The following is an 11,667-nucleotide window of genomic DNA, read 5'->3' as shown; positions in this document are numbered from 1 at the left end:
TACTGTATACCCTGCCCATTCATGTAGTGTCTGCCATTGGCCAGAGCTCAGCCAGGCTGTCATGAATGCTATAACCAATGTCCAGTGAAGTATCCTTACAATTGGGTCCCAGATCTTTAACTTTTGCGGATGTTTTTCTTTGTGCGTCACCATGTTTCTCCATTCTTGGCATGAAGACAAAACCCAATAGGGTTGGTCTGCTGCTTGAAAAGCAGCTATTGAAGGCTGCATGTTAGGAAAATATTCTGACGCTTTTCTTAAGCGATGCCGGTAGAAGAAAAATACTAATGAGGGAAAAGAGACATGTCACAAGCTAGGGGGCGTGTATCTAACTTCCTGTTATTAATCCTGGGTAAGCAATTTTAGTGCCCAAGGCAAGGGCATGATAGAAGAATGCCGTAGGCGAGAAAGGCTCGCCTTGACGAGCCTTTTGCAGTTCATGGTGTGCTCCAGACGATGGTTGCTTCGAGTCCATGTTCAGGACGGTTGCGCAGTTGGAGTGTCGCCTGCTGACGCTGAGCCAGTTCGACGACGATGGAAAGTCCCAGGCCGCTACCGGTGGTGCGTTGGTCGGAGGCGCGACGGAAACGCTCAGTCACCTTCTCGAGCAGTTCGTCGGGGATGCCGGGGCCGCTGTCGCGCACGCTCAACTGGGCGATGCCGGATGCGGTTTCGCTGAGTTCTACCTCGACATGGCTGCCTTCCGGCGTGTAGCGCAGGGCGTTATCGAGCAGGTTGCGAAACAGGATGCCGACTTCGGTCTCATCGGCATGGACGCGCAATTGTTTGAGACCTTCGAGCGTCAATTGCTGTTGGCGCTCATGGGCGAGGGGCCACAAGTCGGCCATGAGTTCGATGACGATGGGGTAGAGGTCGATCGTGGCGGTGCGGCTATCCGGTGTTCGATCCAGCCGCGCCAGCACCAGCAGCTGTTCGACGACGCGCTGTAAACGCTCGACGCCGGTATAAGCCTTTTGCAGGGATGCTGTCTCCCCAGCCTTGACGTTGTCCAGGTGGATGCGCAACGCGGCCAGCGGGGTGCGCAGCTCATGCGCGGCGTCCGCAGTGAACCGGCGTTCGCGTTCCAGGGTTTCACCCAGCCGGTCGATGAAGTCGTTCAGCGAGTGATGCAGTCCCTCGAGTTCGCGAGGAACGTCGAGTTCGATGTGCCGAAGATCACTGGCATGTCGCCCTTGTACCTGGTCCGAAAGACGCCGAATAGGGATCAAGCCACGGCGGATGATGCGGTTCATCAGCCACAGCATGAGCGGCAATAGGACCAGCATTGGGATGAGGTTGTTCCAGGTGATGCGCTCGACTATTTCGCGCTGAAAATTGCTGCGTTGGCCCATGCTGATCCACAGGTCGTGGCGTTCGTCGAACATGCTGAAGACGCGCCAGCGATGGCCGGCATAGTCGACCCAGCGAAAGCCTTCTTCGTTGGGGGCAGGGAAAGGTCCATCTTGTGTCCATTTTCCCTGGAGTAGGCGTAATGTTTTGTCGGACTTCCATAGGCCCAGCGCGAGTTTGCGTTCTTCCTCGTGATAGAGCTTGGCAGGCGTGGTGTCATCGCCATCGAGCGCGACGGACTGGCCATCGTGATAGAGGTGCGCCGGGTAATCGGGGATACTGAGCTGGTTGGCCAGTCGTTTGAACGCATCATCGCTGGCGTTCTCCGGTAGTTGGCCGGCGACAATGCGGCTGTGGAGGCTGAGCTGGGTGTCGAGCACTTCTTCCAGCTCGTGATCGGTGATCAAATACGAGGCGAGCACCGCCACGCCACCGGACACGACGAGTACTAGCGTCAGCGTACGGAGTAGGTAATAGCGAATGGACGTCATACTGCGCGACGATCCAGGCGATAACCGATACCACGGACGGTCATGATGAGCGACTTACCGAACTTCTTGCGCAGATGATGAACGTGGACCTCCACTGCATTCGAGGCGACTTCCTCTCCCCAGCCGTAGAGCAGGCTTTCCAGCCGGGGGCGCGAGAGCACCTTGTCGGGGTGGCGTGCCAGTTCGAGCAATAGGGCGTATTCGCGTCGCCCCAGCGCGATGGCCTGTCCTTGCCAACTGACGCTGTGACTGGCTTCGTCGATGCTCAAGGCGCCGAGTGTCAGGGTGCGTGACGCGCGGCCCTCGGCGCGCCGCGTGATGACGCGCAGGCGCGCCAGCAATTCCTGTAGATTGAAGGGCTTGAGTACATAATCGTCAGCGCCGGCATCGAGTCCACGAATGCGTTCTTCGACGGCGTCGCGTGCGGTGAGGATGAGTATTGGCAGTCCGGAAGCCTGGCGTAGATGTTTGAGCACCGCCATGCCATCCATGTCGGGCAGCCCCAGATCGAGAATCATGGCGCTGAACGCCTCGTTTTGGGCAGCTTCGATAGCATGATGACCTTCGGTGAACCAATCCACGGTATAGGCTTCGCGGGTGAGTGCGGTCTTGATGCCATCGCCCAGCAGCGGATCGTCTTCGACCAAGAGTATACGCATGGGGCCTCCTCGGTATTGGCGCCAGCGTAGCATGATGCGTAAAGCTTAAGTCTTTCTTAAGGCGGGGTGAAACTGGACGTCACCACGCAGCGCCACTGGCTTCAGCCAAGGGGCCCGCCGACAACGGTCTTCTTGAGTCCTGCGAGGATGGCATCTCCATCTTCGTGAGCGAGTTCGTCATACCAGGCATGAGTTTGCTCGGGGTCGAGGCCATGGATCATCGCCGCGCGCTTGCGTGCGCGGGAGACGATTTCGCCGACGCGCTCGACACGCGCTGCATCGTAGTGGGTCAGTGCGGTGGCAATCGCCGTCGAGGTGTCGGCGTGCTCATCGAGGGCACGCTGCATGGTCTCGGCAAGCACCCAGGCATCTTCCATGGCCTGGCAGCCGCCCTGGCCGAGATCCGGCGCCATGCCGTGCGCGGCGTCTCCAAGGAGTGCCACACGAGGTGCGATGAGGGTGTCGAGGGGCGGGATATCGTGGATTTCGAGGCGCGCCATGCGCTCGGGATCGAAGCGCTCGATCACGGCTTGTACCGGCTCGGCCCAGCCGGTGAAATGTTCGCGAAGTTCATCGCGATAGCGCTGCGGCTCGTTCGTGGTGCCGGCGGGTAAGGGCACGTCGAAGAAACAGTAGAATTCTTGTGTGTCCTGGTCATTGCCGCCGCGCCCCATGGGCATCAACGAAACGCGCTTGGCGTCGCCCACGTACTGGTCCCAATTATGCAGCGGGGCCAGATCATCATCGGCGGGTACGCGTACGTTCCAGTTGACGTAACCTACGTACTGGCGTTCCACGGCGTGCCCCGTGAGTTTGCTGCGCAGCCGTGAGTGCGTGCCGTCGGCGACTACCAACAAGTCGCCGTGGAGGCTACCGCCATCTTCGAAATGTGCCGTGATGCCGTCGTCGTCCTGGGTATAGTCGAGGCAACGCCGCCCCAACTGAATGTGCTCGGCCCCCACGGCATCGAAGAGGCTCTGCTGCAAGGCGGCGCGTGCGATGGGACAGGCGCGTTGTCCGACATCCTCGAACAGTGGCGTCAGACTGAAATCGGTCAAGGTCTGCCCATGGTGGGTGAGGTAGCGCATGCGGGTCATCTCGCCGCTTAATCGCTCGATGGTCTCGCCGAGTCCCAGACGATGCATGACCTTGACCCCGTTGGGCCACAGAGAAATGGCCGCGCCTATCGGGCGTATTTCTTGGACACGCTCGACGACGGTGACCCGGTGGCCCTGGCGTTGAAAGGCAAGCGCGGCACTCAGGCCGCCCATCCCCGCGCCGACGACGAGGACGTGCAAGGGAGAAGTGTGTTGTGCTGAGCGAGACATGGCGAACTCCTTCAATCGATTGTTATGTCTTACGTATATTGATGCGGTGTCGTGGCGTTTTCCGTCGTATCAGCGGTCTCCTTGGCATCTTCGGTGCTGCTTGGCAGCAACAGAGTGCACAGGATGGCGGTCAACCCGCCGGTGGTGATCGGTGAAGAGAAGATGCGTTCGGCGGTCTCGGGCAGCCCGGCGAGGGCTTCGGGAACGAGCTGGACGCCGAGCCCCATTCCCACCGACACGGCGATGGTCATGATCGTCTTGCGGGTCATCGCCTGGTCGCTGAGGATGCGGATGCCGGAGACGGCGATCAGTCCGAACATCAAGGTCGTCGCGGCGCCGAGTACGGGGCGTGGAATGAACTGCAGCAGAGTGCCGAGTGCAGGGATGAGCCCCAGTAGCAGCAGGATGACCGCGACGTAGCGCCCCACATGGCGGCTGGCCACCCCCGTCAACTGCACCACGCCGGTATTCTGGCTGAAGGTGGTATTGGGGAAGGTGTTGAAAAGGGCGGCGAGCAATGAGTTGACGCCATCGGCCAGCACGCCGCCGCGTATCCGGCGTTGATAGATCGGGCCACTGATGGGCTCGCCCGAGGCGCGCGACGTGCCGGTGAGGTCGCCCACGGTCTCGATGGCGGTAACCAGAAAGATGAACGCCACGGGGACGAAAGCCGTCCAGTCGAAGCCGATACCGAAGCGCAGCGGTTGCGGCAGGGCGAACCAATCGAGTGCCTCCGGGCGACCTTCGAACTGGCCGGTGATCGCGGCCACGAGACAGCCGATGACGAGCCCGAAGAAGACCGAGCCGATGCGCAGCCAGGTGTATCGGGACATCTGGCAAGCCAATACGACGACGATCACTAGTGCCGCCAGCCCGAGGTTGGCGAGGCTGCCGAAATCCTCGGCACCGAACCCGCCGGCCATGTCGGTGACCCCCACCTTGACCAGCGACAGCCCGATCAAGGTCACGACCACGCCAGTCACGGTGGGGGTAATGATACGTTTGAGGCGGTGCAGCATGCCGCCGAGGGCGATCTCGATGAAACTGCCCACGGCACAGACGCCGAGCAACGTCGCGATGACGGCTTCGTCGCTGGCGCCGCCGGCACGCGCTGTCTCGCCGGCGGCAATCAGCGCGGCCACGAACGAGAAGCTGGTACCCTGAACGCTCAGGAGTCCCGATCCGAGTGGTCCGAGGCGCTGAGATTGCACCCATGTCGCCACCCCCGAGACGAACAGTGCCATGCTGATCAGGTACGACATGTACTGACCGAGCCCCAAGGCGCTACCTACGATCAGGCTTGGCGCGATAATGCCCACGAAGCTGGCGAGTACGTGTTGTATGGCGGCGAGCAGTGAGGCCAAAGGCCCAGGGCGATCCTCGAGACGATAGAGGGGTTGATCGACTGACATGGCTTGGCTCCTTGTGCCCGGTGGTGCCGTAGGCTTTATGTATACAAAATTGCATTGCAATACTTAAGCAATAGGAGTGCCAAGTCGTTGTCATCGCTGCGCTTGCGATTGCCGGGGCGTTGACAAGGATCGGTGTCTTACGAGTGCATGGAGGTGCACTCCTGTGGTGCTTCACGGCAAGCGTCTGCATCACGCTGGTGCACGAGGCGGCCGTCGGCCCAGGTAGCGTACACGCAGCGGTCGTCACCCAGCATCATCAGCGCGAAGAGACGCTCGCCGAGGGTTTCGGCCATCTGGGTACGACGTGCCAGCAAGGGCGTGGCGGCAAAATCCAGGACGACCACGTCGGCTTCGTGCCCGGCTTGTATGCGTCCGATACGATGATCGAGGTGCAGCGCTTTGGCATTGCCAAGCGTGAGCCGATAGAACCCTTGCCAAGCGGTCAACGGCTGCCCTTGAAGGGCGCCGACTTGATAGGCGCCTTGCAGCGTGGTCAGCCCGCATAGCCCGGTGCCGGCGCCCACATCGCTGGCCAGCGAGGTGACGACACCGGCGTCACGGGTGGCGAGGCGATCGAAGAGTCCGCTGCCCAGAAACAGGTTGGATGTCGGTGAGAAGGCGATATTGGCGCCGGCATCGGCAAGACGCGCGCGCTCGTCCTCGGAGAGATGAATGCCGTGTGCGTAGGTGCTGCGCGGGCCGACCAGCCCATAACGCTCGTAGACGGCAAGATAATCACGACATTCGGGGAACAGCTCGGCGACCCAGGCGAGTTCGCCACGGTTTTCCGAGAGATGGCTTTGTAAATACAGGCTTTGATCGTTGCGCAGTACGCCACCCACGGCATCGAGCTGTTCGCGACTCGATGTCAGTGCGAAACGCGGCGTCAGCGAATACGCCAGACGATCCTTGCCGTGCCAGTCGGCAATGAGCCGTTCGCTATCGCGGACGCCGCCGGTCGCGGAGTCGGTGAGCGCCTCCGGGGCGTGGCGATCCATCAGGACCTTGCCTGCCAGCAAGCGCAGCCGGCGCTGCTGGGCGGCACTGAAGATGCTGTCTACCGAGTCGGGGTGCGAGGTGCAAAATACTTGAGCGGTAGTGGTGCCGCCACGCAGCATTTCGTCGAGGAAGCGTTCGGCGACGTCTATGGCATGGGCGCGTTCGGCGAAGCGACATTCGGCGGGAAAGGTATAGTCGTTGAGCCAATCGAGCAGCTCGCGGCCGAACGAGGCGATGATATCGAGCTGCGAATAATGCACATGGCTGTCGATGAAGCCGGGCATGATCAACTTGCCGCGGTAGTCGACGATCTCGACCTCTTCGGGCACATGCGGGGCGAGGGCCGAAAAGTCGTCGACGGCGCGAATGCGGCCACCTTCCACCCACACGGCGCCGTCTTCCCAATAGCGTAGGCTATCGGCGTCTGGGGTAGGCGCCTCGCCGGGATCGGCATCGAAGGTCAGCACGGCGCCGCGCAATAGTTGGGAATCGGTCATGAAAAAGCTCTTGTAAACAGAGAATGACGAAAACGATGTCCTGGCATCGGCCTCACAGGCGTACATTTTGGCCGGTGACGTGGCGCCAAGTGGCGGGCATCACCCCACGCTGCGGCGCGTGGGCCTCGGCCGGGGCCAGGGTCAGTAATTCGGCGGCGATGGCCAATGCGATCTCGTAGGGGCGTTTGCCGCCCGCGCCGGGAATGCCGATCGGGCAGCGTACACGCGCCAGCGCGGTCGCATCGTGTCCGGCCTCGCGCAGGGGGCGCTGGAAACTCGCCCACTTGCTTTGCGAGCCGATCAAGCCGATAGAGGGCACGCCGGCATGGCTGAGCAAGGCATCGACGAGGCGGCGGTCCTGGGCGTGGTCATGGGTCATGACGAGCGCATGGACACCGTACGGGAGCCCCTCGAGTGCCATTGCGATGGCGTTCTCATCGAGGCGGTGGCAATCGACGCGAGATGAGGGCGCAAGTGCCGCGAAAGCATCGTCGCGGCTGTCGAACCAGTGTATCCGCCATGGGAGCGGTGCCAGCAAGGGCACGAGAGCCTGTGCGACGTGGCCGGCACCGAATATGGCGATGTGCTTCTCGGCGCCCGCGAAGCACTCGAACAGTAAACTGACATGCCCGCCGCAACACTGCCCGCTGCGCCCGCCCAGGGGGAAAGCTTCTAGACGCGGCGTGGTTGTCTGCTCACCACGGGCGCTGGCAGTGAGCATCTCGCGTGCGCAAGCGATGGCCTGGTACTCGAAGTGGCCACCGCCGAGCGTGTCGTGGCAGACATCGGCAGTCACTACCATCTTGGCGCCGGGCTCGCGCGGCGTGGAGCCTTCGGCGCCAACGACGCTGATCAGCACGTGAGGCGCGGCTTCGTCTTGCAGGCGGTGCAAGGCGCTGTGCCAGGTCTCGGCGCTCATCGTGGCGTCTCCGCTGGCGTCTTCGTTTCAGGCGCTCGGCGTAAAGCCTGCGCGGCGAAGAGCACGCGCTCCGGCGTGGCCGGCGTATCCAGGGCGGGGCTCACGCGATAATCGGCGAGGCTCGATAGTGCGTCGCGGAGCGCCGACCATACCGAAATCGCCAGCATGAAGGGGGGCTCGCCCACCGCCTTCGAGCGGTACAAGCTGGCCTGTGAATTGGGGTGCCCTTCGAGCAGCGAGACGCGAAAGTCGGGCGGTGTATCGCCGATGGTGGGGATCTTGTAGGTCGCCGGTCCGTCGCTCAGCAGACGACCGGAGGCATCCCACTTGAGCTCCTCGCTGGTCAGCCAACCCATGCCTTGAATGAAGCCGCCTTCGACCTGGCCCGTGTCGATCGCTGGGTTCAGCGAGTCGCCGACGTCGTGCAGGATATCCACGCGCGTGACGCGATATTCGCCGCTCAGCGTGTCGACGACGACCTCCGAGACGGCGGCGCCATGGGCATAGTAATAGAAGGGACGGCCCTGGCCCGTGGTGCGGTCATAGTGAATCAACGGCGTGGCATAGAACCCCGTTGCCGAGAGCGACACACGCCCCAGGTAAGCGGCCTGGACAAGCTCTCCCCAAGCAATGCGGCGTTCGCTCTCGCCGCGGCCTGCCACCAACTCTCCATCCGTAAGATGCAGGTCTTCGCGATCCAACTGGTAGTGCTCGGCGGCGAACTCGCAAAGCCGCTCGCGAACCTCAATGGCGGCGTTGCGAGCCGCCATGCCGTTGAGGTCGGCGCCGCTGGAAGCCGCCGTCGGCGAGGTGTTGGGGACCTTATCGGTGCGCGTGGCGGAGATGCGCACGGCACTGTTGTCGAGTCCCAGCTCGCGGGCTACGACTTGTGCGACCTTGGTGTGCAGCCCTTGGCCCATTTCGGTGCCACCGTGATTGATCATCACGCTGCCGTCGGTATAGACGTGCAACAGCGCCCCGGCCTGATTGAGGTGCTTGGCGGTGAACGAAATGCCGAATTTCACCGGTGTCAGCGCCAGGCCCTTCTTGAGAATCGGGCTTTTGGCGTTGTAGGCGCGGATGGCATCGCGTCGTGCCCAGTAGTCGCTGTCGGTTTCGAGCCGCGAGACGACCTCATGCAGCAGCGCGGTCTGCTCGACGCGTTGTCCGTAATGGGTGACGTCGCGGCCTGGACGATAGAGGTTGCGCTTGCGAATCGTCAGTGGATCTTCACCCAGGTGCCGGGCGATATCGTCCATGGCGCGCTCGACGATCATCATGCCCTGAGGGCCGCCGAAGCCGCGAAAAGCGGTATTGGACGGATTGTGAGTCCGCGCGGGAATCCCGGTGACCCGAGCATCACCCAGCGAGTAGGCGTTGTCGGCGTGGAACATGGCGCGATCGACGATGGCTTCGGACAAATCCGGCGAGTGGCCGCAGTCGCCGATGACGGTAATATCACCTCCCGTCAGCACGCCTTGGGCGTCGAATCCCAATCGGTAGCGGTTATGAAAGGGGTGGCGTTTGCCGGTGGCGCGCATGTCATCACCGCGCGGCAGGCGCATGCGGATGGCACGCCCGGTGCGGCGGGCCAGCAGCGCGGCCAGACACGCCCATGGCGCAGCCTGGGTCTCTTTGCCGCCGAAGCCGCCGCCCATGCGTCGCACTTCGACGGTCACGGCATGAAACGACACGCCCAGCACCTCGGCAATGAGTTTCTGCACTTCACTGGGGTGCTGACTGGAGGTATGCACGGTAACGCCGTCGTCCTCGTTGGGCAGTGCCAGGCAGGCTTGCCCCTCGAGGTAGAAGTGCTCCTGCCCACCGACGAATTGCTTGGCCTCGAGCACATGCACGGCTCCGGCCAGTGCCTGTTGCCAGTCGCCGCTTTGCTGAACATGCGGCGGGCGGACCCATTCCTCGGCCTCGGCGGCGGCGACGGGATCGAGCTGCGCCGGCTGAGCGTCGATCTCGATTTTGGCAAGTGCCACGGCACGGCGTGCTGCCTTGAAATCGGTGGCGGCCACTGCGAATAGCGGCTGACCGACGTAGCGCACCTCGGCATCGGTGAGTAGCGGGTCGCCCGGAAATACGGGGCCGACGTCGGTCTTGCCGGGAATGTCGGTGACGGTGATGACATCGATGACGCCGGGGGCACGGCGAACCGCGTCGAGATTCAACTGCGTAAGCCGGCCGCGTGCGGTCGGGCTCAGCCCCACCGCGACATGAAGTGCGTCCGCCGGTGCGGGCTGATCGTCGAGATATCGCGCGCGACCGGTAACATGCAACGTGGCGCTGTCATGGGCGGGGGCATGCCGGACATCCGTCTGCGTGGCGGAGTGGTTGGGGCCTTCAGAGTCGGCCGGCGGGCGGGCGAGATCAGTGAGCGTACGCATCGAGGCAGACCTCCTGGACGGCGCCGTGATCGATTTTCAGGCGCAGGCGTTCGAGCAAGTTGGCGGCTGCGAGGCGGCGGTAAGCGGCAGAGCCACGCACGTCGTCGAGTGGCTGGAAGTCACGCTCGAGCGCTTGGCGAGCCGCATCGAATGTCGCCATATCGGCGGGGTGTCCCTCGAGGACGGCTTCGGTGGCCTGGGCGCGCCGTGGCGTGGCATCCATGCCGCCGAAAGCCAGGTGAACATCGTGCAGGCAGCCATTTTCCTCGCGCCAGGCAAAGGCCCCGAGCACCGCCGAGATGTCGTCCTCACGACGCTTGGAGAGTTTCCAGACCTCGAGATGTTGGTCACTTTCGGGGCGTGGCAAAAAGATAGCGCGGATGAATTCGCCCGGCTCGAGGGCGGTACGCTTGTAGTCGAGAAAGAAAGCATCCAACGGCAATTTTCGGGCGCCCTCGGGGCCTTCCAGTGCCAAATGGGCATCGAGCGCGAGCAATATGGGTGGCGTGTCGCCGATGGGCGAAGCATTGGCGATATTTCCGCCCAGAGTGCCGCGATTGCGGATCTGTGCGGAGCCCAGGCGCCGCAATAGCCGGGCGAACGCGGGGTAGACTTCGTCGAGCAGCGGCTCGAGGCGTGTGTAGGTGACGCTAGCACCGATCCACCAGCCGTCGGGCGTCTCGTCGATTGCCTGCAATTCGGCGACACGGCTGACGTCGATCAGGTTCTCGAAGGCTTCGAGCCGTTGAGTGGCCTCGAGCCACAGGTCGGTGGCACCGGCCACCAGGCGCGCCGTCGGATATTGGCGACGCAGCGCATGCAAGGTCGCCAATGTGTTCGGGATGGCGTAGCCGGTGGCCTCGAGCGTATTCCCCAGGGCGGCGGTATCGTTGTCAAGCTTTGGGTCATCCGCCCAGGGTGGGCGCACGTCGGGCTGATTTGCCATATGGCGTGCGGCTTTTTGGATGGGGCGGTATCCCGTGCAACGGCATAAGTTGCCACCCAGCGTTGCCTCGAGGCATGCATCGTCGAGCGCTATCGGTGATTGGCGCTGGCGTTCGTGGAGTGTGAATAGTGACATGACGATGCCGGGGGTGCAGAAGCCGCACTGACTGGCATGGCATTCGACCATGGCGGCCTGTACGGGATGCAAGGCGTCGCCGCGGGCGAGCCCCTCAACGGTGACGAGATGCCGGCCCTGTAGTTGATGGGCCGGGGTGATGCAGGCATTGGTGCTGTGATAGTGAAGACGACCGTCGCGGTCCGGCTCGCCGATAGCGACCGTGCACGCGCCGCAGTCGCCCGAGGCGCAGCCTTCCTTGGTGCCGGTTCGCTGCAAGTCGTTGCGCAAGAGTTCCAGAATGCTGGTCTCCGGCGCTAGCGATGCGTAGCGTTGCGCTTCGCCATTGAGGTAAAACTCGATCATCGGAGTGTCCGTCGAATTGTCATTGTGGTTCGAGGTGCGCACCGCGCATGTCGATATGACCATTTGGTCAACTCTGTTAAGCCTTGACCAAAATGACGCGTATGACAAGTCCCTCGTGCGCTGGTGTGTCTGGCGGTGGTGTGCACGATCAACCGTCGAGCGGTGCCATGGGGCGTTGGTCCGCGTTGCA

General features: G+C 62.6%; 8 protein-coding genes. All 8 read right to left on the bottom strand.

Going from position 1 to position 11,667, the window contains the following annotated elements:
- Positions 1-437: 437 nt before the first annotated feature.
- Positions 438-1,841: an ATP-binding protein gene (locus L1075_RS13765; protein ID WP_246942362.1), complete on the bottom strand. Its 1,404-nt coding sequence runs from the start codon at positions 1,839-1,841 to the stop codon at positions 438-440.
- Positions 1,838-2,500: a response regulator gene (locus L1075_RS13760; protein WP_246942360.1), complete on the bottom strand. Its 663-nt coding sequence runs from the start codon at positions 2,498-2,500 to the stop codon at positions 1,838-1,840. Before L1075_RS13760 ends, L1075_RS13765 begins: the two co-directional genes overlap by 4 nt.
- A 101-nt stretch (positions 2,501-2,601) precedes the next feature.
- On the bottom strand, positions 2,602-3,828 hold the full coding sequence (gene hpxO / locus L1075_RS13755) for an FAD-dependent urate hydroxylase HpxO (protein WP_246942358.1): 1,227 nt from the start codon (positions 3,826-3,828) through the stop codon (positions 2,602-2,604).
- Between the two features lie 29 nt (positions 3,829-3,857).
- Entirely contained in the window at positions 3,858-5,240 is a 1,383-nt protein-coding gene (locus L1075_RS13750; protein ID WP_246942356.1) for a uracil-xanthine permease family protein, read from the bottom strand.
- A 137-nt stretch (positions 5,241-5,377) separates the two neighbouring features.
- On the bottom strand, positions 5,378-6,736 hold the full coding sequence (gene guaD, locus L1075_RS13745) for a guanine deaminase (RefSeq protein WP_246942354.1): 1,359 nt from the start codon (positions 6,734-6,736) through the stop codon (positions 5,378-5,380).
- 52 nt (positions 6,737-6,788) lie between these two features.
- Positions 6,789-7,655 carry a xanthine dehydrogenase accessory protein XdhC gene (gene xdhC, locus L1075_RS13740; protein WP_246942352.1) on the bottom strand — a complete coding sequence of 289 codons (867 nt, stop codon included), beginning with the start codon at positions 7,653-7,655 and terminating at the stop codon, positions 6,789-6,791.
- Positions 7,652-10,051: a xanthine dehydrogenase molybdopterin binding subunit gene (gene xdhB, locus L1075_RS13735; protein WP_246942350.1), complete on the bottom strand. Its 2,400-nt coding sequence runs from the start codon at positions 10,049-10,051 to the stop codon at positions 7,652-7,654. Before xdhB ends, xdhC begins: the two co-directional genes overlap by 4 nt.
- Positions 10,035-11,477, bottom strand: coding sequence for a xanthine dehydrogenase small subunit (xdhA, locus tag L1075_RS13730; protein WP_246942348.1), 1,443 nt, complete (start codon positions 11,475-11,477; stop codon positions 10,035-10,037). Before xdhA ends, xdhB begins: the two co-directional genes overlap by 17 nt.
- Positions 11,478-11,667: the final 190 nt, after the last annotated feature.

This window comes from Chromohalobacter beijerinckii, from assembly GCF_023061185.1.
In the GTDB taxonomy this organism is placed as follows: Bacteria; Pseudomonadota; Gammaproteobacteria; order Pseudomonadales; family Halomonadaceae; genus Chromohalobacter; species Chromohalobacter beijerinckii.
This window is presented reverse-complemented; position numbering and strand designations above follow the sequence as displayed.